Annotated in this window: 20 protein-coding genes; 11 read left to right on the top strand and 9 right to left on the bottom strand. The window is 68.9% G+C overall.

The window, feature by feature from the left end; translation table 11 throughout:
* Window positions 1–153: 153 nt before the first annotated feature.
* The gene (locus tag LUX31_RS35670; RefSeq protein WP_235479435.1) at window positions 154–1,428 is read left to right on the top strand and encodes a pyroglutamyl-peptidase I; all 1,275 of its coding nucleotides are present in this window, start codon (window positions 154–156) and stop codon (window positions 1,426–1,428) included.
* Here LUX31_RS35670 and LUX31_RS35665 read toward each other — a convergent pair.
* Both LUX31_RS35665 and LUX31_RS35660 read right to left on the bottom strand, forming a co-directional pair.
* Window positions 1,398–2,180 carry an EI24 domain-containing protein gene (locus LUX31_RS35665; RefSeq protein ID WP_235479434.1) on the bottom strand — a complete coding sequence of 261 codons (783 nt, stop codon included), beginning with the start codon at window positions 2,178–2,180 and terminating at the stop codon, window positions 1,398–1,400. The genes LUX31_RS35670 and LUX31_RS35665 overlap by 31 nt on opposite strands.
* Before the next feature lie 44 nt (window positions 2,181–2,224).
* Window positions 2,225–3,085, bottom strand: a complete 861-nt coding sequence (locus LUX31_RS35660) for a hypothetical protein (protein ID WP_235479433.1) — start codon at window positions 3,083–3,085, stop codon at window positions 2,225–2,227.
* A 249-nt stretch (window positions 3,086–3,334) separates the two neighbouring features.
* Here LUX31_RS35660 and LUX31_RS35655 point away from each other — a divergent pair, with 249 nt between their 5' ends.
* Window positions 3,335–5,836, top strand: a complete 2,502-nt coding sequence (locus tag LUX31_RS35655; protein ID WP_235480173.1) for a M14 family zinc carboxypeptidase — start codon at window positions 3,335–3,337, stop codon at window positions 5,834–5,836.
* Window positions 5,837–5,849: 13 nt separating this feature from the next.
* Entirely contained in the window at window positions 5,850–7,001 is a 1,152-nt protein-coding gene (locus LUX31_RS35650) for a serine hydrolase domain-containing protein (RefSeq protein WP_235479432.1), read from the top strand.
* Between the two features lie 92 nt (window positions 7,002–7,093).
* Here LUX31_RS35650 and LUX31_RS35645 read toward each other — a convergent pair whose 3' ends face one another.
* Complete coding sequence (locus LUX31_RS35645) at window positions 7,094–8,125, bottom strand: NADP-dependent oxidoreductase (protein ID WP_235479431.1); 1,032 nt, start codon at window positions 8,123–8,125, stop codon at window positions 7,094–7,096.
* A 113-nt stretch (window positions 8,126–8,238) separates the two neighbouring features.
* Here LUX31_RS35645 and LUX31_RS35640 point away from each other — a divergent pair, with 113 nt between their 5' ends.
* Both LUX31_RS35640 and LUX31_RS35635 read left to right on the top strand, forming a co-directional pair.
* Window positions 8,239–8,676, top strand: a complete 438-nt coding sequence (locus LUX31_RS35640; RefSeq protein ID WP_235479430.1) for a MarR family winged helix-turn-helix transcriptional regulator — start codon at window positions 8,239–8,241, stop codon at window positions 8,674–8,676.
* Between the two features lie 120 nt (window positions 8,677–8,796).
* Window positions 8,797–9,252 carry a GNAT family N-acetyltransferase gene (locus LUX31_RS35635; RefSeq protein ID WP_235479429.1) on the top strand — a complete coding sequence of 152 codons (456 nt, stop codon included), beginning with the start codon at window positions 8,797–8,799 and terminating at the stop codon, window positions 9,250–9,252.
* A 66-nt stretch (window positions 9,253–9,318) separates the two neighbouring features.
* On the opposite strand, the gene LUX31_RS35630 is transcribed toward LUX31_RS35635, so the two are convergent.
* The 6 genes from LUX31_RS35630 to LUX31_RS35605 form a co-directional block, all read right to left on the bottom strand.
* On the bottom strand, window positions 9,319–10,089 hold the full coding sequence (locus LUX31_RS35630) for an SCO2400 family protein (protein WP_443046031.1): 771 nt from the start codon (window positions 10,087–10,089) through the stop codon (window positions 9,319–9,321).
* Between the two features lie 195 nt (window positions 10,090–10,284).
* Window positions 10,285–11,310 (bottom strand): galactofuranose ABC transporter, permease protein YjfF, encoded by a 1,026-nt coding sequence (gene yjfF / locus LUX31_RS35625; RefSeq protein ID WP_235479427.1) that lies wholly within the window; start codon window positions 11,308–11,310, stop codon window positions 10,285–10,287.
* A complete protein-coding gene (locus LUX31_RS35620) occupies window positions 11,310–12,458 on the bottom strand; it encodes an ABC transporter permease (RefSeq protein ID WP_235479426.1) in 1,149 nt (382 codons plus the stop codon). The genes yjfF and LUX31_RS35620 overlap by 1 nt, the downstream gene beginning before the upstream one ends.
* A complete protein-coding gene (locus tag LUX31_RS35615; RefSeq protein ID WP_235479425.1) occupies window positions 12,455–13,993 on the bottom strand; it encodes a sugar ABC transporter ATP-binding protein in 1,539 nt (512 codons plus the stop codon). Before LUX31_RS35615 ends, LUX31_RS35620 begins: the two co-directional genes overlap by 4 nt.
* Before the next feature lie 138 nt (window positions 13,994–14,131).
* A complete protein-coding gene (locus tag LUX31_RS35610) occupies window positions 14,132–15,139 on the bottom strand; it encodes an ABC transporter substrate-binding protein (RefSeq protein ID WP_235479424.1) in 1,008 nt (335 codons plus the stop codon).
* Between the two features lie 103 nt (window positions 15,140–15,242).
* Window positions 15,243–16,238, bottom strand: a complete 996-nt coding sequence (locus LUX31_RS35605) for a LacI family DNA-binding transcriptional regulator (RefSeq protein ID WP_235480172.1) — start codon at window positions 16,236–16,238, stop codon at window positions 15,243–15,245.
* Between the two features lie 496 nt (window positions 16,239–16,734).
* Here LUX31_RS35605 and LUX31_RS35600 point away from each other — a divergent pair, with 496 nt between their 5' ends.
* From LUX31_RS35600 to mmsB, 6 genes are all read left to right on the top strand, one after another.
* Entirely contained in the window at window positions 16,735–17,892 is a 1,158-nt protein-coding gene (locus LUX31_RS35600) for a mandelate racemase/muconate lactonizing enzyme family protein (RefSeq protein ID WP_235479423.1), read from the top strand.
* Entirely contained in the window at window positions 17,889–18,893 is a 1,005-nt protein-coding gene (locus tag LUX31_RS35595; protein WP_235479422.1) for a zinc-dependent alcohol dehydrogenase, read from the top strand. The genes LUX31_RS35600 and LUX31_RS35595 overlap by 4 nt, the downstream gene beginning before the upstream one ends.
* A 130-nt stretch (window positions 18,894–19,023) precedes the next feature.
* Entirely contained in the window at window positions 19,024–19,992 is a 969-nt protein-coding gene (locus tag LUX31_RS35590) for a hypothetical protein (RefSeq protein ID WP_235479421.1), read from the top strand.
* A gap of 165 nt (window positions 19,993–20,157) precedes the next feature.
* Window positions 20,158–21,270 (top strand): multiple monosaccharide ABC transporter substrate-binding protein, encoded by a 1,113-nt coding sequence (gene chvE, locus LUX31_RS35585; RefSeq protein ID WP_235479420.1) that lies wholly within the window; start codon window positions 20,158–20,160, stop codon window positions 21,268–21,270.
* Between the two features lie 32 nt (window positions 21,271–21,302).
* Entirely contained in the window at window positions 21,303–22,853 is a 1,551-nt protein-coding gene (gene mmsA / locus LUX31_RS35580; RefSeq protein ID WP_235479419.1) for a multiple monosaccharide ABC transporter ATP-binding protein, read from the top strand.
* The gene (gene mmsB, locus LUX31_RS35575; protein ID WP_235479418.1) at window positions 22,850–24,097 is read left to right on the top strand and encodes a multiple monosaccharide ABC transporter permease; all 1,248 of its coding nucleotides are present in this window, start codon (window positions 22,850–22,852) and stop codon (window positions 24,095–24,097) included. Before mmsA ends, mmsB begins: the two co-directional genes overlap by 4 nt.
* Window positions 24,098–24,140 lie beyond the last annotated feature (43 nt).

Raw genomic sequence — 24,140 nt, 5'->3', positions numbered from 1 at the left:
GGGCGCCTCCTCGTCGAGTCCATGAACGTCTCCCCGCCCCGCTCCCCGCCTCACACTATGGCGTAGACCACTTCCGTCACGCGATACTGCGGCCGTCCGGCAGCACCCCACGGTTGTGTCCTCCCCCACGGCGACGGAAAGGCCTGAACTCCCTTGAATTCCCTACGTGTTCGGATCGGCGTACTCGGACTCGCACTCCTGGCGGGGCTCTCGGCGCCCGCCACCGCCTCGGCCGCCGAGGCCCCGGCCGCGCCCACCGTCGAGGAGCAGCGGCTCGACAAGGCGGCGCCGCAGGAGATCCTCCGGCGTTCCGGGTTCGACTCGGTGGCGCCGAGGCTCGCGCGGGCGCTCGGCGACGCGCGCTCGTACGCGCAGGCCCACGGGCTCGTCGTACGCCAGGCGTCGGCGTTGTGGCAGCGGGCGGTCGACCGGGCGCAGGGGCGCGGTCCTGCCGGGGGTGATCTGAGCCGGGACGACGACCGGCCGCTGTACTGGGCGCGGCTCGCGATGATCCGTGAACTGCGGTTGTGGGAGCCGTCGTTCGAGGTGAGTACCGAACAACGTGCGGCTCTGCTGGGTGAGTTGGAGCGGAACTCGCGCGGGCAGACGTCGATCCGGTATCCGTGCGGCGGGGCGCTGAAGCGGGTTCTGGTGACCGGGTTCGATCCGTTCACGCTCGACCGTGACGTGCGGATCTCCAACCCGTCCGGGGCCACCGCGCTCGCCCTCGACGGCACGGTGATCCAGACGGCGGAGGGACCGGCGAGGATCGAGACCGCCGTATTTCCGGTGCGCTGGCAGGACTTCGCCGACGGGACGGTGGAGCGGACGCTGCGGCCGGTCCTGCCGAAGGTCGATCTGTTCGCGACCGTGAGTCAGGGGCGGGTCGGGCGGTTCGACGTGGAGCGGACCAACGGGGCCTGGCGGGGCGGTTTCCCGGACAACGAGAACATCGGGCGGACCGAGACGGTCCCGGTCGACGATCCGGCCTCGCAGCCGCAGTGGACGTCAACGACCCTGCCGTACAAGGCGATTGTGGCCGCGAGCACCGGGCGGTTCCCCGTGTACGACAACACGAGCGTGACCGAGATACCGGCGGGCGGCACCGCTCCCGTCGTACGGGCGGACGGGCCCACCGCCGGGTCGACGGCACGGGCCGGGGGCGGCGGGAACTACCTCTCCAACGAGATCGCTTACCGGGCGACCCTGTTGCGCGACCGGCTCGGTCTGGGCGGCACGCTTCCCGGTGGGCATGTGCACACGCCGGTGCTGCAGTTCGGGACGGGCAACACCGATCCGGCGACCGGGGCGGTCACCGATGCCGAGTTCGTGCAGAACCGGCTGGACATCATCGCGCAGGTGCGGTCGATCCTGACGGTCGCTGTCGACTCGTCCGGTCAGGCGGCTGCTTCCTCCGACGGTTCCTGACCGACGGTCTCCTCGCCGAGCAGGTCGCGGGCCATCATCGTGGCGCCCGCGACCGCGCCCGGCATCAGGAAGACGGCCACGAACGGCACCACGAAGGCCAGCGCGAGCGGTGTGCCGAAGCCCCACACCAGCAGCTTGCGGGAGCGCAACAGGGCCAGCCGGTCCCGGAGTTCGACCCGGCGCCGCTGAAGGGCGACGCCGGCCAGCTCCTCGGTGAGGAAAAAGCCGGTGACCATGAAGCCGATCACGGGGACGACCGTCTGCCCCAGGAACGGAACGAAGCCGAGGGCGAAAACGAGCACCGCCCAGCACAGGGCCCGTACGAGGACGCGGAGGCTGTCGCGGGCCGAGATCCACAGCTCCCTGTACAGGGGGAGGCCCGACTCGGGTGCCGTGCCGTCGGGGGACACGTCACGGTCGACCTTCTCGGAGAGGTTCTCGTAGAAGGGCTGGCCGATGAGGAGGGTCATCGCGGTGAAGGTGAGGACCGAGAGCAGCAGGGCCAGGGCGAAGAGGAGGACGGTGAGGAAGCCGCGGAAGAGTCCGAGCCAGGGGCTCGACCAGTCGTCGGCGAAGGGGGTGGCCCAGGTGGTGAGGTCGGTGCCGTAGAGGGCGAGGGCGACCAGGGCGGCAAGGTAGAGGACGAGGGTGAGGAGGCCGGGCAGCAGCCCGAAGCCGTACTGCTTGCCGTGTTGGGCGACCCAGCGTTGGCCCTTCAGGAGGTAGCGGAAACCTGTCGCAAGATCGCTCATGGGGGGAACTCTATCCGGGGCGAAACGTGGGGTTGTAGGTGCGGCTAGGCAGAAGTGGCCACCACCAGGGGACCGTCCGCCCTCGGTGACACCGCCGCCGACACCCGTACCGCCGCCGCCCTCGCCACGCGGCCCGTACGGGAGGCCGTGGCCAGGAGGAGAGGCTGGAGTTGTTCCAGACTTGCGACCAGTAGCTCCTCCCCTGCGATCAGTACCGGCCGGGCCGCCTTCATCGAGGCTGCCGCCGCCTCCGTGAGGTCGGCCAAGGGGGACAGGGTCGCGCGGACGACGCCCGCTCCGGCTGCCGCCGCGCGTTCGGCGAGGGCGACCTGGAGGGGCATCAGGGGTGCCAGGGTGGACGTCAACGCGTCGGCGATGCGGCGGAGTTCGGGGGTGCCGTCGCGCAGGACCTCCGCCGCCGCGCGGATCAGCGGGGTCAGGGCGAGGAGGACTCCGGCGGTCAGGCCGGCCGCCGCGGGCAGCAGCGGGGACAGCGCGTCGACAAACTCGCCGAGCGCCTCCGCCACCTCCTCCACGGCCGGTTCCACCGCGTCCAGGACCGGCAGCAGGCTGTCGCCGAGGGCGGTCAGCAGGGCCTGGGCGGGCTCGCTCACGGGGTGTACGGCGAGTGGGGCGCCGGTGGTGCCGAGCCGGGTGAGGGTGTCGACGATGCGGTAGAAGGCCTCCTGGGCCTGCGGTGACGCGCTCGCCTCGGCCAGGTCCGCGGTGGTCTTGCGCAGGACGCGCAGGGCCTCGGCGCCCGAACCGTCTCTCGGGTCGAGGGTGTTGACGGCGATCTTGGTGATGTTCCCTGCGGTGTCCAGGAGTTGGCCGGTGATGTCGGTCGTACTGCGGGCCATGCGCAGTACGTCCTCCCTGCTGGGGAGCGAAGGAATCGTTGCCATCGGCCGGCTCTCCTCGTCTCGTCTCTCGCACTCAGGATGCCCCTTCCGGCCCCTCCGGCATGCGCCATCCGGGGCATCCGTGACGCGGGGGCCCTCTTGTTGGCGTTGAGTCGAGGAGGTACATCTCGCCGTACCGATCTCAGGAAGCCTTTGGAGGAGGTACGCGTGCGCCCCACAAGCCCCGTTCCACCGAGACCTGTTCAGCGGTCTGTTCAGCGGCCCGTGCTGCTTGTCGCCCTCGTCGTCACCATGGCGGGCTCGTTCCTGCTCGCCCCCCACACCGCCACAGCCGACCGCAAGCCCGTGACGCGTGAGGGACCGGCGGAGGGAGAACGCGCCGCCACCGCGCCGGCCGGCGCGGCCACCCGTGCCCTCACGAACACCGCCACCGCGCTCACCGGCACCGGTCGCGGCTACCCCCGTGAACAGACCCTGTCCCCCGATCCGGAGAACCCGGCCGACAAGTCCATCAAGCTGGGCCTGGTCCCGTATCACGCCATCGCTCCGAAGCTGAACGCCCTTCAGCGGCTGGGCGACCGGGTGAGCGTCGAGGTCGCGGGCCGGTCGGCGGGCGGGCACCGGCTCTACCTCGTCACGGTCACCGCGCCGGAGAGCGCGGCCCAGACGCGCACCCAGGAGGGCATGCGCGAGCTGATCGAGAACGCGCCCGCGGTCGCCGCCAAGAGCCAGACGATCAAGCGGAGTTACAAGGCGCCCGTCTTCGTCAACAACAACATCCACGGCAACGAGTGGGAGGGAACCGACGCCTCCCTGAAGCTGATCGAGCGGCTCGCGACCGCCACCGATGCCAAGACGAAGGACCTGCTCGCCCACTCCCGGCTCTACTTCAACATCACCGCCAACCCGGACGGCCGGATCGCCGGCACCCGGGCCAACGCCAACGGGTTCGATCTGAACCGGGACTTCGTGACCTCCTCGCAGCCCGAGGGGCGGGCGATGCGGGAGATCGAGATCGACAAGCAGCCGACGGTCATGCTCGACGTGCACGGATACGTCAACGGCACGCTCATCGAGCCCACCACTCCCCCGCACGGCGAGAACTACGAGTACGACCTCTTCCTGAAGAACACCTACGCCAACGCGCTCGGGATGGAGGCCGCCGTCAACGGCCTCGGCTACACCCCGCAGAAGGACGGCGTCGAGGCCGCCCAGATCCCGTTCCGTGATCAGGAGGAGGGCTGGGACGACTGGCCGCCGATCTTCACCCCGCAGTACGCGGCCTTCCACGGCACGGTCGCCGCGCACACCGTCGAGATCCCGCTGACGGTCAACAACCGCGCCTACGACACTCTCCCGGTGGACGAGTTGCGGCGCCGTTCCGCGATCAATGTCGCCGTGGCGGGGGCTGCCATCGACGCGACCCTCAACTACGTGCAGGATCACCGGACTTCGCTCGTCGCCGACCAGATCGAGGTCTTCCGGCGCGGGGCGGCCGGGGCCGCGCAGGTGCCGGTGTCGGAGCAGACCGTCCCGGGGGTTCCGGGGATCGGGCCCGAGGATGTCTACACGACCACCTTCCCCCGGGCATACGTCATCCCGGCGGGCGCCTCGGCCCAGCGGTCCGCGCCCGCCGCCGCCCGGCTGGTCGACCACCTGCTCGCCAACGACGTCAAGGTCACCCGCGCCACCCACGCCTTCCGGCTCGTCGGACGGACGTACGCGAAGGGCTCGTACGTCGTCGACATGCGCCAGCCGAAGCGCGGGCTCGCCAATGTGCTGCTCGCCGACGGGCGGGACATCAGCGACAAGGTGTCGGTGATGTACGACATCTCGGGTTGGAGCCTGGGCCGGTTGTGGGGCGCGACCGTCCAACCGGTGGGCAGTGGCAGCCTGTTGGGCGTGCCCGTGCGGGCGGTGAGTGCTGCCACGCGGGTCGGGTATGTCGCTCCGTACGGCGATCTGCGGCTGCGGCTCGACGATCCGCGTGAGATCGCCGCCCTCAACTCCCTTCTGCGGGACGGGGTTTCGGTACGGCGGGCGGCGGACGGCAGTGCGATCGTCCCGGCGTCGGCGCGCGAGAAGGCGGGCGCGGTGGCCCGTACGTACGACGTGGCCTTCGACTCGACGAAGGAGGCCGGAACCACTGCGCTGCGGCGCACGCGGGTCGCGGCTGCCGTCACGCCCGGGGAGTTGTTCGCGCTGCGGGAGATGAACTTCGAGGTGACTCCGGTGTCGACGGACGTCCTCAACGCCGGTTTCGCCTGGTCGGGGGTGGATGTGCTGTTCGTGTCGCAGGGGGTGCAGTACGAGGGACTGAACACGGCCGCCCGTACGGCACTCGACGCCTTCCTCGACTCCCGGGGGCTCGTCGGCCGGGGTGCCGCCGGGGCCGCGCTGAACTCCGCCGCCGGGGTGCTCGCGGTCAAGGCGGTCGAGGGCAACGGGGATGGCAACGGCGTTGTACGGGTGGTGAATTCGGGGCCGGTGACTGCCGGCGCCCCCGGCCACGGCTTTGTGTACGCGCCCGTCTGGTTCACCGATCTCGGCCCCGAGGTCCGGGTCGAGCAGTCGTACGCGAGCGGCAACCCCCTCGTCTCCGGGCACTGGCGGGCGCTGGCGGACGGCTCGGGCGGCCCCACGGCCGCGTCCGGACGGCCCTCCGTGGTCAGCGGCACGGGAGCCGTACTGTTCGGTACGGAGCCGCTCTTCCGGGATCATCCCAAGGGGGAGTTCGCGCAGGTCGCACGGGCGTTGTTCACAGTGGCGCCCCGCACGGCACAGCTGCAGTAGGTGAGGAGAGCGGATGACGCAGGAGATCCACGGCACTGTCAGCGACGGGTTCGAGGCGGTGCGGGAGGAGTTCGCCGCCTTCGTCGCCGGTGAACCGCCCGACTACGAGGGCCAGTTGTGCGCGTATGTGCACGGCAGGCGGGTCGTCGACCTGTGGGCGGGCCCGGACACCGGACCGGACACCCTCTACGGCGTGTACTCGTCCACGAAGGGCGCCGCCCATCTCGTGGTCGCCGTCCTGGTCCAGGAGGGCACGCTGGAGCTGAACCGCAAAGTCACCTACTACTGGCCGGAGTTCGCCGCCGAGGACAAGTCGACGCTGACCCTGCGCGACCTGCTCGCGCACCGGGCCGGCCTGGTCGGCGCCGACACCGGGTTCACCCTGGAGGAGCTGGCCTGCGACCGGCTGATCGCCGAACGCCTCGCGGACCAGCGCCCGTTCTGGCGCCCGGGGACGGCGTTCGGCTACCACGCCTTCGTCATCGGCGCGTTGACCGGCGAGATCGTCCGGCGGGCAACCGGCCGTACGCTCCAGCAGGTCCACGAGGAGCGGGTGCGGGCTCCCTACGGGCTCGACTTCTACCTGGGCCTGCCGGAGGCGCTGGAGCCACGCTTCCGTACCGTCCAGCCGATGCAACCGACCCCGGAGGAACGGGAGTTGCTGGACTCGCTCCCCTCCGGGCCGCACACGCTCGCGTCGATCGCCTTCAACCGCCACGGGGCCGAGCCCACCGACCTCGAATCACTGCCCAACCATCGGGTGGTCCGCGCCAAGGGGCCCGCGTCGGTCGGCGGGGTGGCGTCGGCTCGGGGGCTGGCCGGGCTGTACGCGGCGGCGATCAGTGAGGTCGGGGAGCACGCGCCGCTGCTGAAGCCGGACACGGTCGCGGAGTTCGGCCAGTACCACTCGACCGGCTACGACCTGGTGGCCCGGGCCCACAAATCGTTCGGCCTGGGCTTCCAGAAGACCGCGGACGTGGCCTACCCGTTCCTGGGTGCCAACACGATCGGCCACAGCGGCGCGGGCGGCTCCCAGGCCTTCGCCGACCCGCACAGCGGCCTGGCGTACGGCTACACCCGCCGCCGGTTCGCCTTCCCGGGCGGAGCGGCACCGGAGAACGAGCGGTTCGTACGGGCGGTGCACGCGGCGGCGCTGCGCGACTGACCCACGTACCGATTCCACGGCGGAGGCCGCACCCCACGTCCAGGGGTGCGGCCTCCGTCGTACTCGACAACCACCGGCGTACGAAGGTCGGTTCAGTACTGGACGATCATCTTGCCGGTGTTGTCGCCGCGCAGCACCCCGAAGAACGCCTCCAGGTTGTTGTCGATGCCCTCGACGACCGTCTCGCGGTACTTGAGTTCACCGGAGCGGACCCAGGCGCCGACCTCCTGGACGAACTGCGGCTGGAGGTCGTAGTGGTCGCCCACGAGGAGGCCCTCGATGCGGCCGCGGGTCGCGATGAGACGGGCGAGGTTCTTCGGGCCGGGGGCGGGCTCCGTGTTGTTGTAGACGGAGATCATGCCGCAGATGGCGATCCGGCCGCGCAGGTTGAGGGAGCCGATGGCCGCCTCCAGGTGGTCGCCGCCCACGTTGTCGAAGTACACGTCGATGCCGTCGGGGGCCGCCTTGCGGAGCTGCTCGCTGACCGACCCGTCCTTGTAGTTGAAGGCGGCGTCGAAGCCGTACTCCTCCACCAGGAGCTTGACCTTGTCGTCGGATCCGGCGGAGCCGATGACCCGGGCGGCGCCCTTGAGCTTGGCGATCTGTCCGACCTGGCCGCCCACGGCACCGGCGGCGCCGGAGACGAACACGGTGTCGCCCTCCTTGAAGGAGGCGGTGCGCAGGAGGCCCGCGTAGGCGGTGAGGCCGGTCATGCCGAGCACGCCGAGGTACGTGGACAGCGGGGCGGCTTCGGGGTCGACCTTGACGGCGTCCTTCGCGTTCACGGCCGCGTACTCGCGCCAGCCCAGGAAGTGCAGGACGTGGTCACCGACGGCGAGACCCTCGGCGTTGGAGGCGACGACCTCGCCGACGGCCCCGCCCTGCATGACCTTGCCCAGCTCGAAGGGGGCGACATACGACTTGGCGTCGCTCATCCGACCGCGCATGTACGGGTCCACCGAGGCGTACAGGTTCCGCACCAGCACCTGGCCCTCGCGGGGCTGCGGGACCGCGGCCTCGACCAGGGCGAAGTCCCCGGTCTTGGGCCGGCCGACCGGACGGCTGAGCAGGTGCCATTCGCGGTTGACGGTGGGCAGCGGGGCGGGGGCGGAGCTGTCGGGCATGAGGGGGGCCTTCCGGTGGGGCTCAGATGTTTCAGGCTCAGTTGTTTCAGAACCTGAAACAATAATGCAGCTGAATATTTCATGTTGTCAAGCAAAGGGGTAGCCTGGAGAGCATGGCCACACCGGAGAAGACTCGCCGCCCCGACCCCCTGACCCTTGAGGTCGTCGACCTCATCGGCGCGGTCGTGGCCCGCTACCACCAGGAGTACGAGGAGGCGGCCACGCAGCACTCCCTCACCGGAGCCCAGGCCCGTCTGCTGAGCCTGCTCTCCCTGGGCCCGCTGCCGATGCGGCAACTGGCCCGGAAGCTGCGCTGCGAGCCGTCGAACGTCACCGGGATCGTGGACCGGCTGGAGTCCCGCGACCTGGTCGAGCGCCGCCCCGACCCCTCGGACCGCCGGGTGAAGCTGGCCGCGTGCACGGAGGAGGGGGTCCGGGTCGCACGGAGCCTGCGCGAGTCCCTGAACTTCGCCCGGGAGCCGCTGGCGGGGCTGTCGGAGGAGGAGCGGGTACTGCTGCGGGGGTTGTTGGTGCGGATGGCGGAGGCGTAGGGCAGAGGTGGGGGCCTCTACGGACTCGCAGGAGGCTCCTGTGCGTTCCACTCCGTGGCAACTCCTCGGCGCCCGGTGGTAGTAGTGGATGCCGACCGGTCATTCGAGGAGCGCCGATCCGTGAGTTCATCCCTGTATCTGGCGAAGGTCACACCGGACAACGTCGACGCGGCGTGCCGGCTGCGCGTGCGGCCCGACCAGGAGCGTTTCGTCGATCCGGTCGTCACCTCGCTCGCCGAGGCGTACGCGTACGGGGAGACGGCCTGGCCCCGGGTGATCTGCGACGGGGAGCGGCTGGTCGGGTTCGTCATGGCCGGCTTCGACCCGGCGCATCCGGTGGAGCCGTACCGGAGTTATCTGTGGCGGCTGAACATCGCCGCGGACCTCCAGGGGCAGGGGTACGGCAGCTTCGCGGTGGCGGAGGTGTGCGCCGAGGCCCGGCGGCGCGGCGAACGCCGACTGTGGGTGTCCTGGCAGCCGGGCGACGGCGGACCCGAACCCTTCTACACACGGCTCGGCTTCCGCGTCACCGGCGAGGTCGTCGAGGGCGAGATCGTGGCCGAGCGGGAGTTGTAGCTCGGCTCCGGCCCCATGACCACGAGCCGTTCACCTGGCGCCCGTACGGCAAACCGCCGTGAACCCCTAAGTGCACCACCACAGGAACTGCTCGCACGTCTCCGAAGGGGACGGTTCCGGGGTCGGGTCCGCTGTGGTCGGGTCCGAGGACGGGGTCGTCGAGTCCGTCGGGGTCGAGGACTCGCCCCTTGTCGGGGTCGGGGCCGAGCCGACCGGGGCCGACTGGGCGTCCTTGCTTCTGCTCGGGGAGGCTGTCGGGGACGGGGAGTCCGAGCTCTCCGATGCCGAGGGGGATGGTGACCCCGACGGGGACGCCGAGTCGGATGCGTCGTCGTCCGCCGACGAGGACTCGTCGGACAGGGGCTCCGCCGTGTCGTCGGCCTCCGTCGTCGCCGAGCCGTCCGCCGACTCGCTGCCCGCCGCCGCGGGCTTCGGGTTCGATCCTGGCGCGTCCGTGCCCAGTTCCGCGAGGCTCAGTCCGGCCGCCGCGAGGATGAACCCCGCGGCGACGAGCAGCGTCCGCTTCCGGCGTCGTCGGTGTGCCGCGGCCTTGCGGTCGCGTCGGCTGCCGGCCGGCTCTTCGGCGGCCTCGTCCTCGTCGTCGTACTCGTCGGGGTCCGCTGCCTCTGGTTCTGTGACCACACGGCCGCGTCCGCGTCCGCGGCCCGCCCTCCGGGCTTCCGCCCGCCCCGGACGCCGTACCTCATCGGCACCGCCCTCTTCCGGGCGCGCGTCGGTCTCCGCCGCGTGCGTGTGGAGGGGCGCTATCGATGAGCCGCACCCCGGGCAGGCGAGTGCGCCGTTGAGGTGCCGTTGGCACTGGTGGCAGAAGTCCATGACGCGGGAAGAATAAGTTCCCCGTAGGGCGCGTTCCTAGGGGTGACTGTGAAGTTTCCGTGCGGAACCGGCGTTTCACGTTTGCCCAGTTGAGGTCAAGCCCGACCATTCCACGCCATACTTCCGGCATCTTCATGACAGGCTGGCAGGCTTGGGGCCGGTCCACCCCAAGCCCGCACAGTGCCTCTCCCGCGCTCAGGTTTTCCCGCGTGCCGTCATGGCCCGCTGGATCAGGATGAACGCGCAGAGCAGCACGCCCGTCGCGATCTTCGTCCACCAGGAGCTGAGCGTTCCCTCGAACTGGATGATGCTCTTGATCAGGCCCAGGACCAGGACGCCGAACAGGGTGCCCAGGACATAGCCCGAGCCGCCCGTCAGCAGCGTGCCGCCGATGACGACCGCCGCGATGGCGTCCAGTTCCATGCCTGTCGCGTGCAGGGGGTCGCCGGACTGGATGTAGAGCGTGAAGAGCAGGCCCGCCAGCGCCGAGCAGAAGCCGCTCACCGTGTAGACCGCGATCTTCGTGCCGCCTTGCGGGAGGCCCATCAGCATCGCCGACTGCTCGTTGCCGCCGATGGCGTACACGCGCCGGCCGAAGCGGGTGTAGTGGAGGATGTAGAAGGCCGCCGCCAGGACGACCAACGCGACTATCGCGCCTATCGACAGGAAGCCCACGCCCAGTTGGGCCTGCGCCTGCGCCATGCTGCTCACCGACGAGTCGTCGATGGCGATCGACTCCTTGCTGATGACCAGACACAGGCCTCGGAAGAGGAAGAGGCCGGCCAGGGTCACGATGAAGGGCTGGATCTCGAAGTTGTGGATCACGTAGCCCATCAGGAAGCCGCCGAACGCTCCCACGCCCAGCGCGATGGGGATGACGACGAGGATCGGCAGGCCCTGCTTCTCCACCAGCCACGCCGTGAGCATCGTCGTGAAGCCGATCACCGAGCCGACCGAGAGGTCGATGCCGCCGGAGAGGATGACGAAGGTCGCGCCTACCGCGGCCACCAGTAGATAGCCGTTGTCGATGAACAGGTTGAGGAACACCTGCGGTTCGCCGAAGCCGTAGTTCTGGTAGCGGCTCAGGCCCACGACGTACATCACGAGGAAGAGCGTGGCCGTCACGACGACGGGCAGGCGCCGGTCGCCCAGCAGGCGCGCGGCCTTGGACGTCCCCGGACGGTCGTCCTGGATCTTGGGGGTCTGGGTGGTCGTGCTCATCACGACACCTCCATCTTGGGGGTTGCCGTGGTCGTCGTCTGGGCGGCGTCCGCCGGGGTGGCTGCGTCCGAGGTGCCGCTGCCGCCCTTCGCGCCCTTCCCGGAGCCGAACTTCCCGGGGCCGAACCTGTTGCCGAAGACCTTCGCGCGGAACTTCGGCGACTGCAGCAGGCAGACGACGATGACGACGGCGGCCTTGAAGACCAGGTTGGTCTGGGTCGGTACGCCGATGGTGTAGATCGTGGTCGTGAGGGTCTGGATGACCAGGGCTCCCACCACCGTGCCGCCGATCGAGAACCGGCCGCCGAGGAGCGACGTACCGCCGATGACGACCGCGAGGATCGCGTCCAGCTCGATCCACAGGCCGGCGTTGTTGCCGTCCGCCGCCGAGGTGTTGGAGCTGATCATCAGGCCCGCGATGCCCGCGCACAGGGCGCAGAACACGTAGCACATGATCTTGATGCGGCGGGAGCGGATGCCGACCAGGCGGCTGGCCTCCGCGTTGCCGCCGACCGACTCGACCAGCAGGCCGAGGGCCGTTTTGCGGGTCAGGGCCACCGTGACGGCGACGACCGCCGCGACCACGAAGATGGAGAACGGCAGGGTCAGCCAGTAGCCGCCGCCGATCAGCTTGTACGGCTCGCTGTTGATCGTGATGATCTGGCCGTCGGTGATCAACTGGGCCACGCCTCGGCCCGCGACCATGATGATGAGGGTCGCGATGATGGGCTGGATACCCATCCTGGCCACCAGGAAGCCGTTCCAGAGGCCGCAGATCACCGCCGCCACCAGGCCTGTGCCCATCGCCAGGAAGACTCCTGACAGGGCGTCCTGGTCTGACTGGTCGCTGATGTACGAGCAGGTCAGGGCGCCGGTGATGGCTACGACCGCGCCTACGGAGAGGTCGATGCCGCCGGTCGCGATGACCAGGGTCATGCCGACCGCCACCAGGATGAGCGGCGAGCCGAACAGCACGATCGAGACGAGGCTGCCGTAGAGGTGGCCGTCCGTCATCTTGATCGAGAAGAAGTCGGGGGTGAAGGGAACGTTGATCAGCAGCAGGACCACCAGCACGGCCACCGGCCAGAACAGGTGATGCTGCGTCAGCGCCCGCCAACGGGGAGCGGGAGCCGGAGGAGTGGTGGTCACTGGTGCTCTCCGCTCGCGATGGTCTCCAGGATCCGGGTGGGGGTGATCTCGGGCCCGTTGGCGATGCGGGCGACCAGTTTGCGGTCGCGCAGCACGCCGATGGTGTGGCTGAGCCGGAGTACCTCCTCCAACTCGGCCGCGATGTACAGCACGGACATGCCTTCCTCGGAGAGCGAGACCACGAGCTTCTGGATCTCCGCCTTCGCGCCGACGTCGATGCCTCGTGTGGGCTCGTCCAGGATCAGGAGCTTGGGTTGAGTGATCAACCAGCGGGCCAGGAGCACCTTTTGCTGGTTGCCGCCGCTCAACTGCCCTACCCGGGCCTCCGGGTTGGCGGGGCGGATGTCCAGTGCCTTGATGTACTTGGCGACGAGTTCGTCGCGTTGGGCGGCCGGGATGGGCCGGGTCCAGCCGCGGGCCGCCTGGAGGGCGAGGATGATGTTCTCCCGGACCGTCAGGTCGGGGACCAGGCCCTCCGTCTTGCGGTTTTCCGAGCAGAAGGCGACGCCCGCGCCGATCGCGTCGTTCGGGGCGCTCATCGAGACCTGCTTGCCGCCGATGCTGACCTTGCCGCTGTCGGGCTGGTCGGCGCCGAAGAGCAGCCGGGCGAGTTCGGTGCGGCCGGAGCCCAGCAGGCCTGCCAGGCCCAGGACTTCGCCCTTCTTGATCTCCAGGTCGAAGGGGGCGATACCGCCCGTCCTGCCGAGATCGTCCGCAGCGAGCAGCAACTCGCCTACGTCGGCGTGCAGTTGGTGCTCGTGCAGCTCTTCCAGCTGGTCCATGGCCTTGCCGATCATCAGCTGGATCAGCCCGACCTGGTCGAGTTCGCTGACCATGTGCTCGCCGACGAGGGCGCCGTTGCGCAGGACGGTCATGCGGTCGCAGATCTCGTAGATCTGGTCGAGGAAGTGCGAGACGAACAGGATCGCCACGCCCTCGTCCCTCAACTGCCGCATCAGGCGGAAGAGTTCGAGGACCTCGTCGCGGTCGAGGCTGGACGTCGGCTCGTCGAGGACGAGCACCTTGGTGCCGGCTCCGGCGCCGTCGCTGTCTCCGGTGCCCACCGACCGTACGATCGCGACCAGTTGCTGCACGGCCAGGGGGTACGAGGACAGGGGCGCGGTGACGTCGATGTCGAGGCCGAGGCGGTCGACCAGCTCCGCGGCCTCCTTGCGCATACGGCTCCACTGGATGCGGCCGTAGCGGGTGGGTTCACGTCCGATGAAGATGTTCTCCGCCACCGAGAGGTTGGGGCAGAGGTTCACCTCCTGGTAGACGGTGCTGATGCCGGCCTGCTGTGCCTGCAGCGGGCTGTCGAAGCGGACGGGTTGCCCGTCGAGGGTGATCCTGCCGCCGTCCAGCGGGTAGACGCCGGTCAGCACCTTGATGAGGGTGGACTTGCCGGCTCCGTTCTCGCCCATCAGGGCGTGGATCTCGCCGGGGAAGAGCCGGAAGTCGACACCCGACAGAGCCCGTACCCCCGGAAACTCCTTGACTATGCCCGTCATCTCCAGGACGGGCCGCGGCTCTGCCATGGCAGCGCTCCTCTTGAATCTTGAATCGCGTAAATCTCGTAATCGCGTTGAGTCCTGAATCGCGTTGAATCGTGAATCGCGTTCAGGCCCGCAGGGAGCCCCCGCTGATGAGGGCTCCCTGCCGATGCGTGCGGTGGGTCAGTACTTGCGGGTGGGGAGCGCGGCCGCCGCCTGGTCCTGCATGAAGTCGCCCTCCTCGGTCTTGATCCAGCGCTCGACCGTCTCGCCGTTCTTGACCTTCTGGACGACCTCCATCAGCTGGGGGCCGAGCAGCGGGTTGCACTCGACGATGGCGTTGATCTTGCCCTCGGACATCGCGATGAAGCCGTCCTTCACGCCGTCGACCGTGACGATCAGGATGTCCTTGCCGGGCTTCTTGCCGGCCGCCTCGATGGCCTGGATGGCGCCGATGCCCATGTCGTCGTTGTGCGCGAACAGCACGTCGATGTCCGGGTTGGACTGCAGGAAGGCGGCCATGACCTGCTTGCCGCCGGCCCGGGTGAAGTCGCCGGTCTGGCTGACGACGATCTTCCAGTCGTCGGCGTGGTCGGCGTCCATGACCTCCTTGAAGCCCTTGGCGCGCTCGATCGCGGGGGCGGCACCGGTGGTGCCCTCCAGCTGGGCGATCTTCACGGCGCCCGTCTTGCCGGCCTTCGCCAGGACCTTCTCCAGGATCTTGGCGGCGCGGCGGCCCTCGTCGGTGAAGTCGGAGCCGACCAGGGTGACGTACAGGGACTCGTCGGAGGTCTCGACGGAGCGGTCGGTGAGGACCACCGGGATCTTCTTGGCCTTGGCCTCCTTGAGCACCGCGTCCCAGCCGGTGACGACCACCGGGGAGAAGGCGATGACGTCGACGCCCTGGGTGATGTAGCTGCGGATCGCGGAGATCTGGTTCTCCTGCTTCTGCTGCGCGTCGGAGAACTTCAGGGTGTAGCCCGCCGTCTTGGCCGCCTCCTTCACCGAGTCGGTGTTGGCGCTGCGCCAGCCGCTCTCGGAGCCGACCTGGGAGAAGCCGAGGACGAGCGCCTTGCTGCCGCTGCCCCCGGCGGTGTCAGAGGCGCTGTCGTCCTCCTTGGCGCAGGCCGCGAGGCCGGTCGCCGCCGCCACGCCGACCGCCGCGGTGAGGAAGTTTCGTCTGCTGAACATGTGTCTTCTCCTTTGAAGAGCCGGCTCGCACAGGGCGTCCAGCATGTCGATCATTGTTCGAGATTTCGACCGTATTGCTGAAGCGAGGACGATCGGGTCGGTGCTAGGGGTTGTACGGGAACGTGCTTGCGCGAACGAGGAGTTGGGGTTCGATGGCGACCTGGGACGTCCCGGAGGGCGTCCGGCCCTCGATGAGGTCAAGGAGCAGGGCGATGGAGCGCGAGCCCACCGCCGAGAAGTCCTGCCGGACGGTGGTGAGCGGCGGGGCGAAGAACTCCGACTCCGGGATGTCGTCGAAGCCGACCACCGCCACGTCCTGGGGTGTGCGCACGCCCGCCTCGCGCAGGGCCCGCAGCACCCCCAGGGCCATCTGGTCGTTGGCCACGAAGACCGCGGTCAGACCGCGGCCCACCCAGCCCGCCAGTTCCTGTCCTGCCCGGTAGCCCGACAGCGGGCTCCAGTCCCCGCGCAGCGGCGAGGGCGGTTCCACCCCTGCCGCTTCGAGGGTCGTCCGCCAGCCGTCGGCCCGGTCCGCGGCCTCCTGCCAGTCCTCGGGCCCGGCGAGATGCCAGACCGTGCGGTGACCCATGGCGAGCAGATGGCCGGTGGCCAGCCGGGCGCCGAGCCGCTGGTCGACGTTGACGCTGGGGATCTCCACGCCGGACCCGGTTCCGACGGCCACCACCGGGAAGGGGTGGCGGAGTTCGGTGAGGGCCTCGACCGCCGAGCGCTGGGGGGCGAGGGCGATCACTCCCTCCACCCCGCCTTCGCTGAGCCGGTCCAGGGCCTCGGACAGTGTCTCGACCGTCAGTTCGCGCAGGCTGACCGTCGAGACGAGATATCCCTCGGCACGCGCGGCGTCCTCCAGCGCGAAGAGCGTGCTGGCCGGTCCGTAGAGCGTGGTGTTGGAGGCGACCACACCCAGGGTCAGGGTGCGCCGGGTCGCCAGGGCCCGGGCGGAGGAGTTGCGGCGGTAGCCCATCTCCTCGATGGCGTGCAGCACCCTGGCCCGGGTCTCGATCCGTACGTTGGGGTGATCCCCGAGGACGCGGGACACGGTCTGGTGGGACACGCCGGCCTGGCGTGCCACGTCGGCCATGGTGGGCGGCCGGAGCTGCGAGCTGCTCTGCGGGTTGCTCACGGCACCTCCCTGGCGATCGTCTGCGGATAAGGCCTGTGCGGGTAAGTCCTGTGGTGCGGGCGGTCGTTTCCGCGCCGCCGACTTCACTCCGGGGCTCCGGATTGCCCCAAGGCACCGGGCGGGAAGGCCATTTGGGGCACTGCCGACATGACTCTCGGACCTCCTTGGATGCCGTCGGGCGACAACTGGTGAACGCGGAGGTCATTGTGAGCGCTAACAATTCATGCCGGTCAAGAGGGCTGCATCAGGAAGGCGTCACGGTTGGATAACGCAGCATGCGGGGGGCGGGAGGGCCGCGGCGCGGCGATGTGGGCGCCGATGACGGCCGTCCACGACACGGCGAAGTGATGTGCGTTCGCCCCATTGACACCCCGGCCAATGCGTCCTTACTGTCGCGACAGCATTTCGAACAGGTGACGATATCTCGAACAGGCCAAAGGACTTAGGGAGTACCGTGCGCATCACGGGAATCAGCACGCACGTGGTCGGGACGCCGTGGCGGAACCTGACCTACGTCCAGGTGCACACCGACGAGGGACTCACCGGCGTCGGCGAGACCCGCATGCTGGGCCACACCGACGCACTGCTCGGTTATCTGCACGAGGCGAAGACCAACCACATTCTCGGCTCCGACCCGTTCGCTGTCGAGGATCTGGTCAAGCGCATGAAGTACGGCGACTACGGCCGGGCCGGCGAGATCGTGATGTCCGGCATCGCCGTGATCGAGATGGCCTGCTGGGACATCAAGGGCAAGGCCCTGGGCGTACCGGTGTGGCAGCTCCTCGGCGGCAAGGTCACCGACAAGGTCAAGGCGTACGCCAACGGCTGGTACACCACGGAGCGCACGCCCGAGGCGTACCACAAGGCGGCGCAGGGCGTCATGGAGCGCGGGTACAAGGCGCTCAAGATCGACCCCTTCGGGACCGGCCACTTCGAGCTGGACCACGAGCAGAGCATGTACGCGGTCTCCCTGATCGAGGCCGTGCGCGACGCGATCGGGCCGGACTCCGAGCTGATGCTGGAGATGCACGGCCGCTTCTCCCCCGCCACCGCCGTCCGCCTCGCCAAGGACCTGGCCCCCTTCAAGCCCGCGTGGCTGGAGGAGCCCTGCCCGCCGGAGAACCTGAAGGCGCTGGAGAAGGTCGCCGCCAAGGTCGACATCCCGGTGGCCACGGGTGAGCGGATCCACGACCGGATCGAGTTCCGGGAACTGTTCGAGAGTCAGGCCGTGGACATCATCCAGCCGGACGTCGGTCATATCGGCGGCATCTGGGAGACCCGCAAGCTGGCCGCGACCGCCGAGACGCACTACGTGCTGGTCGCGCCGCACAACGTGGGCGGGCCGGTCCTGACGGCCGCCTCGCTCCAGGTCGGGTTCACCTCCCCGAACTTCAAGATCCTCGAACACTTCAACGACTTCGCGGACGCGGAGATCAAGAAGGTCGTCTCGGGCGCCCCGGAGGTCGTCGACGGCTACTTCCACCTCTCCGACAAGCCCGGCCTCGGTGTCGAGCTGGACGTGGACGCGGCGGCGGAGTTCCCGCAGCAGCAGGCCCGCTTCGACCTGTGGGCCGAGGGCTGGGAGCAGCGCAAGCCCAAGGGGACCGAGTGAGCAGCGCCGTGGTGATCGAGGCTCCGGGCGAGCACCGGCTGGTGCCGCACGAGCCTCGGCAGCCGGAGGCCGGCGAGGCCCTCGTACGGGTCCACGCGGCCGGGATCTGCGGCAGCGACCGCGAGGTCTACCAGGGCAACAGGCCCGAGGGGTACGTCCGTTACCCGCTCACGCCCGGCCACGAGTGGTCCGGGACGGTGGCGGCGGTCGGGGCCGGGGTTCCGGCAACTCTCGTGGGCCGCAAGGTCGTTGGGGAAGGTTTCCGCAACTGCCAGGTGTGCGACCGCTGTCACGCGGGCGAGACAACGTTGTGCACGGCCGGGTACGAGGAGACCGGGTTCACCGAGCCCGGCGCGATGGCGGCCACGCTGACGCTGCCCGCGCGGCTGCTGCACGTGCTGCCGGAGGACGCGGATCTCACGGCGGCGGCGCTCCTTGAGCCGGCCGCGTGCATCGCGGCCGCCGCGCTCAAGGCGAACGCCGTTCCGGGTGAGCGGGTGGCCGTGGTGGGCACCGGGACGCTCGGGATGTTCGCCGTGCAGTTCCTGAAGGCGGGTTCGCCGTCCGAGCTGCTGGTCGTGGGGACACGTCCGGACCGGGCCGAGCTGTCGAAGAGATTCGGCGCCACGGACTTCCGTACGAAGGACCAGGAGCTCCCGGACGACTTCGACGTCGTCATCGAGACCGCCGGGTCCGCGGACGCCGCGCGTACCGCCGCCGCCCTGCTGCGGCGCGGTGGCCGGCTGGTCCTGACGGGGATCCCGGCGCCGGGTGCGGACGGGCTCGACCCGACGGATCTCGTCGTACGGCAGCTGGAGGTGCACACCGTGTTCGGCGCCGCGCCGGACGCGTGGGCGCACACGGTGCGGGTCTTCGGGGCCGGGCTCCTCGATCCGCTGCCGCTGGTCACGCACGAGCTGCCGCTGGAGGAGTTTCCGCAGGCCATCGAGTTGGTGGGGTCCGGCGACCCGAAGGTGGGAAAGGTCCTGCTGCGGCCATGACACACCCCTGAGCCGTACGCCGGTACGGGGTACCTGACGACCCCGTACCGGCGTACATCCAAAGCCTTGTGCACCCAGAGCCGCGAACCTCGTCCGAAATACCGAACCTGCCGAACCTGAAGGACAGATTGTGACCGACACCACCGCCTCCGCAGCCCGCCGCCCCGGAGAGCAGGCGCTCGCCGCGCTCGGCCTGGACGTGCCCGCACTCGACCCCTCCGACTCCTCCCCGCACACCTTCCCCGGCGGCGGTCGCTGGCGCACCGAGGTGCCCTCCGTGGAGGGGCCCGAGGCGCTCGGCGTCGTCCTCAAGGAGTCCTCGCGGCTCGATGTGCCGATCCACCGGGTCAGCCAGGGCAGCGGTGTCTGGATGCTCACCGACGCCGAGATCACCGAGATGGTGGAGGCGACGGCCGAGCGTGACATCGAGCTGTGCCTGTTCACCGGTCCGCGCGGCACCTGGGACATCGGCGGCTCCACCCGTACCGACTCCAAGGGCGGCGGGCTGCGCGCCCGGGGCCATGACGCGGTCGCCGGGTGCGTCGAAGACGCCGTCAGGGCAACGGAGTTGGGCGTCAAGTGCCTGCTCGTCGCCGACGAGGGCGTGCTGTGGACCCTGCACCGGGCCCGAGTCGGTGGAATCATCCCCGCCGACACGACGCTCAAGGTGTCGGCGCTGATCGGTCCGGTGAACCCGAGCGCGTACGCGGTGTACGAGAACCTCGGTGGCGACTCGATCAACGTACCGAGCGATCTGACGCTCGATCATCTCACCGAGATCCGGCGGGTGTCGGCCGCTCCGATGGACATGTACATCGAGGCGCCGGACGACCTCGGCGGCTATGTGCGGATGTACGAGGTCGCCGAGTTGATCAGACGCGGCGCACCGCTCTACCTCAAGTTCGGGCTGTCCAAGGCGCCCGGGATCTACCCCTACGGGAACCACATGCGCGACCTGACGCTGTCCACGGCCAAGGAGCGGGTGCGGCGCGGCCGGCTCGCTCTGGACCTGCTCGCGCGGCACGGGGCGGACGGCGACATGGCGCCGCTCGGCTCGCGGCTGCCGGGCGCCCTCAAGCGGTTCGAAACGCCTGCATAACGTTACGGACAACTCCCCTTCACAAAACGCGACGGAGTCGAACAGACTCCGACACGACTTCTCTCGGTCTCCTCTCGCTCAGCCTCAAGGGCGCCCGTACCGCCGACCGCTCCCGCAAAAGCTCCAGCTCCAGCTCCTGGCCTCAAGACATCAAGGATGATGATCATGCGTACTCGCAGAGCCGCACTCTCCGCCATAGCCTCCTCCGCCGCTCTCGCCCTCTCCCTCACTGCCTGTGGTCAGAGCAGTGAAGGTGGCAGCGAGGCGGGTTCCGGCGACACCAAGGACGCGACCATCGGTATCTCCATGCCGACCAAGTCCTCCGAGCGCTGGATCGCCGACGGCGCCAACGTCGTCAAGAACCTGGAGGCCAAGGGCTTCAAGACCAAGCTGGTCTTCGGCGAGGACGAGCCGGACCAGCAGGTCTCACAGATCGAGAACATGATCACGCAGGGTGTGGACGCGCTGATCGTCGCCGCGATCGACAACAAGTCGCTGAACAACGTGCTCCAGCAGGCCGCCGACGCCAAGATCCCGGTCATCTCCTACGACCGCCTGATCCTCGGCACGAAGAACGTCGACTACTACGCGTCCTTCGACAACGAGAAGGTCGGCGAGCTCCAGGGCAACTACATCCTGGAGAAGCTCGGCCTGGCGGACGGCTCCAAGAAGGGCCCGTTCAACATCGAGCTGTTCGCGGGCTCCAACGACGACAACAACACGCGGTACTTCTTCGGCGGCGCGATGAAGGTCCTGCAGCCGTACATCGACAAGAAGCAGCTTGTCGTCAAGTCCGGCCAGACCGAGCTGACGCAGGTCACCACCCTGCGCTGGGACGGTGCCACCGCGCAGCGGCGCATGGACGACATCCTCACCGCCTCGTACAAGAGCGGCAAGGTCGACGCGGTGCTCTCGCCGTACGACGGTATCTCCATCGGCATCATCTCGGCGCTGAAGTCGGACGGCTACGGCAGTGCGAGCAAGCCGCTGCCGGTCGTCACCGGCCAGGACGCCGAGGTCGCCTCGGTGAAGTCGATCATCGCGGACGAGCAGTCGATGACCGTCTACAAGGACACCCGCGAACTCGCCAAGGTGGCCGCGAACATGGTCGACTCGGCGCTCAACGGCAAGACACCGGAGACCAACGACACCACGACGTACGACAACGGCTCGAAGGTCGTTCCCGCGTACCTGCTGGTGCCGGTGAGCGTCGACAAGGACAACTACCAGAAGGTCGTCGTCGACTCGGGCTACATCAAGGCGAGCGACCTCAAGTAACCGCCGCACTCTAGGGATTGGAAGGCACGACCATGGCGGGACCCGTCCTGGAAATGCGCTCGATCATCAAGACCTTTCCTGGCGTCAAGGCGCTGTCGGACGTCACGCTGACGGTCCGTCAGGGCGAGGTCCATGCCATCTGCGGGGAGAACGGCGCCGGCAAGTCGACCTTGATGAAGGTCCTCTCCGGCGTCCACCCGCACGGGAGTTACGAGGGGGACATCCTCTTCGAGGGGGAGATCTCCACCTTCAAGGACATCAGGGCCAGCGAACAGCACGGCATCGTGATCATCCACCAGGAACTGGCCCTGGTGCCGTATCTCTCCATCGCCGAGAACATCTTCCTCGGCAACGAGCACGCCACGCGCGGGTTCATCAACTGGAACGAGACCCTTCGGCACGCGTCCCAACTGCTGCGCCGGGTAGGCCTCGACGACCACCCGGAGACCCGCGTCACCGACATCGGCGTGGGCAAGCAGCAGCTCGTGGAGATCGCGAAGGCGCTGTCGAAGAAGGTGAAGCTGCTCATCCTCGACGAGCCGACCGCCGCGCTCAACGACGAGGACAGCGGCAAACTCCTCGATCTCATCCTGGAGTTGAAGAACCAGGGCATCACCTCGATCATCATCTCCCACAAGCTCAACGAGATCCGCAAGGTCGCCGACTCGGTGACCATCCTGCGCGACGGGCGGTCCATCGAGACCCTCGACGTGAAGGCGGCGGAGACCACCGAGGACCGGATCATCAGCGGAATGGTCGGCCGCGACCTCGACCACCGGTTCCCCGAGCGCACCCCGTACGAGGGAGAGGTGGGCGCGGCCCCGGCCCTGGAGGTCCGCAACTGGACCGTGCACCACCCGATCGACCAGCAGCGCAAGGTGGTCGACGATGTGTCGATCAACGTCAAGCGCGGCGAGATCGTCGGCATCGCGGGCCTGATGGGCGCGGGCCGCACCGAACTCGCGATGAGTGTCTTCGGGCGCACCTACGGCCGGTACACGGACGGCACGGTCCTGAGGGACGGCAAGGAGATCCGTACGAAGACCGTGCCCGAGGCGGTCGGCCACGGGATCGCGTACGTCACCGAGGACCGCAAGCACTACGGCCTCAACCTCATCGACACCATCAACCGCAACATCTCGCTCAGTGCCCTGGGCAAGGTCTCCAAGCGCGGTGTAGTCGACGAGCACGAGGAGCGGCAGGTCTCCGAGGGCTTCCGCAAGTCCATGAACATCAAGGCGCCGACCGTCTTCGAGCCGGTGGGCAAACTGTCGGGCGGCAACCAGCAGAAGGTCGTCCTCAGTAAGTGGATCTTCGCGGGTCCCGAGGTGCTGATCCTGGACGAGCCGACCCGCGGGATCGACGTGGGCGCCAAGTTCGAGATCTACACGGTGATCGACAAGCTGGCCGCCGAAGGCAAGGCGGTCGTCTTCATCTCCTCCGAGCTGCCCGAACTGCTCGGTATGTGCGACCGCATCTACACCATGGCCGCCGGGCGGCTCACGGGCGAGGTCCCGCGGGCCGAGGCCACGCAGGAAGTGCTGATGCGCCAGATGACGAAGGACAAAGAGGTATCCCGATGAGCACGGATGTGACCGCCAAGACCCCGGCCCCGGCGCCGCCCGGGAAGTCCGGCGGCTCGGCCACCGGCGGTGGCCTGCTCCAGCTGGTGCTGGACGGCCTGCGCCGCAACATGCGCCAGTACGGCATGCTGATAGCCCTCGGCCTGATCGTCGCCCTCTTCGCGGTCTGGACCGACGGCGACCTGCTGCTGCCGCGCAACGTCTCCAACCTGGTCCTGCAGAACAGCTACATCCTGATCCTCGCGATCGGCATGATGCTGGTGATCATCGCGGGCCACATCGACCTGTCGGTCGGCTCACTGACGGCGTTCGTGGGCGCGTTCGCGGCCGTACTGACGGTGCAGCACGATGTGCCGTGGCCGGTCGCCGTGGTGCTGTGCCTGCTGATGGGCGCGGTGGCGGGCGCGGTACAGGGCTTCTTCATCGCGTACGGCGGCATACCGTCGTTCATCGTCACCCTCGCCGGCATGCTGATCTTCCGCGGGCTGACGGAGATCCTGCTGGAGGGCCAGACCCTCGGTCCGTTCCCGGACGGTCTGCAGAAGATGGGCAACGGCTTCCTGCCCGAGACCGGTCCGGAGACCAACTACCACAACCTCACGCTGCTGCTGGGCCTCGCGCTGATCGTCTTCGCGGTGCTGCAGGAGGTCCGGGACCGGGGGCGCCAGCAGGAGTTCGCGCTGGAGGTGCTGCCCAGGAACATCTTCCTGCTCAAGCTCGTCTCCATCGTCGCCGCGATCCTCGTCGTCACGATGCTGCTCGCCAGCTACAAGGGCGCGCCGATCATCCTGCTGATCCTCGGTGTCCTGGTGGTCGGCTACGGCTACGTCATGCGCAACGCCGTCTTCGGCCGCCACATCTACGCGATCGGCGGCAACCTGCCGGCGGCGAAGCTGTCCGGCGTCCGGGACAAGAAGGTCACCTTCCTGGTCTTCCTGAACATGGGCGCGCTCGCGGCCCTGGCGGGTATGGCCATCGCCGCCCGCCTCAACGCCGCCTCGCCGAAGGCGGGCCTCAACTACGAACTCGAGGCGATCGCCTCGGCGTTCATCGGTGGCGCGTCCATGAGCGGCGGTGTCGGCACCATCCTCGGCGCGATCATCGGCGGTCTCGTCCTCGGCGTGCTGAACAACGGCATGAACCTCCTCAGCGTCGGCTCCGACTGGCAGCAGGTCATCAAGGGCCTGGCCCTGCTGGCCGCGGTCGGGTTCGACGTGTGGAACAAGCGCAAGGTCGGTTCGTAGACAGGTAGTTCGCCGGGGCCTCGCGGGCAGTCCGTCCGCGAGG

Origin of the sequence: Streptomyces sp. GQFP (genome assembly GCF_021545335.1) — a bacterium.
GTDB lineage: Bacteria > Actinomycetota > Actinomycetes > Streptomycetales > Streptomycetaceae > Streptomyces.
This window is presented reverse-complemented; position numbering and strand designations above follow the sequence as displayed.

What these genes read in the sequence shown, in the direction of transcription:
- LUX31_RS35660 (WP_235479433.1), bottom strand. Translation starts at nt 3,085, where the DNA reads ATGGCAACGATTCCTTCGCTCCCCAGCAGGGAGGACGTACTGCGCATG.
- LUX31_RS35655 (WP_235480173.1), top strand. Translation starts at nt 3,335, where the DNA reads ATGGCGGGCTCGTTCCTGCTCGCCCCCCACACCGCCACAGCCGACCGC.
- yjfF (WP_235479427.1), bottom strand. Translation starts at nt 11,310, where the DNA reads ATGAGCACGACCACCCAGACCCCCAAGATCCAGGACGACCGTCCGGGG.
- LUX31_RS35645 (WP_235479431.1), bottom strand. Translation starts at nt 8,125, where the DNA reads ATGCCCGACAGCTCCGCCCCCGCCCCGCTGCCCACCGTCAACCGCGAA.
- LUX31_RS35665 (WP_235479434.1), bottom strand. Translation starts at nt 2,180, where the DNA reads ATGAGCGATCTTGCGACAGGTTTCCGCTACCTCCTGAAGGGCCAACGC.
- LUX31_RS35650 (WP_235479432.1), top strand. Translation starts at nt 5,850, where the DNA reads ATGACGCAGGAGATCCACGGCACTGTCAGCGACGGGTTCGAGGCGGTG.
- chvE (WP_235479420.1), top strand. Translation starts at nt 20,158, where the DNA reads ATGCGTACTCGCAGAGCCGCACTCTCCGCCATAGCCTCCTCCGCCGCT.
- LUX31_RS35605 (WP_235480172.1), bottom strand. Translation starts at nt 16,238, where the DNA reads ATGGCCGACGTGGCACGCCAGGCCGGCGTGTCCCACCAGACCGTGTCC.
- LUX31_RS35615 (WP_235479425.1), bottom strand. Translation starts at nt 13,993, where the DNA reads ATGGCAGAGCCGCGGCCCGTCCTGGAGATGACGGGCATAGTCAAGGAG.
- LUX31_RS35640 (WP_235479430.1), top strand. Translation starts at nt 8,239, where the DNA reads ATGGCCACACCGGAGAAGACTCGCCGCCCCGACCCCCTGACCCTTGAG.
- LUX31_RS35610 (WP_235479424.1), bottom strand. Translation starts at nt 15,139, where the DNA reads ATGTTCAGCAGACGAAACTTCCTCACCGCGGCGGTCGGCGTGGCGGCG.
- mmsA (WP_235479419.1), top strand. Translation starts at nt 21,303, where the DNA reads ATGGCGGGACCCGTCCTGGAAATGCGCTCGATCATCAAGACCTTTCCT.
- LUX31_RS35630 (WP_443046031.1), bottom strand. Translation starts at nt 10,089, where the DNA reads ATGGACTTCTGCCACCAGTGCCAACGGCACCTCAACGGCGCACTCGCC.
- mmsB (WP_235479418.1), top strand. Translation starts at nt 22,850, where the DNA reads ATGAGCACGGATGTGACCGCCAAGACCCCGGCCCCGGCGCCGCCCGGG.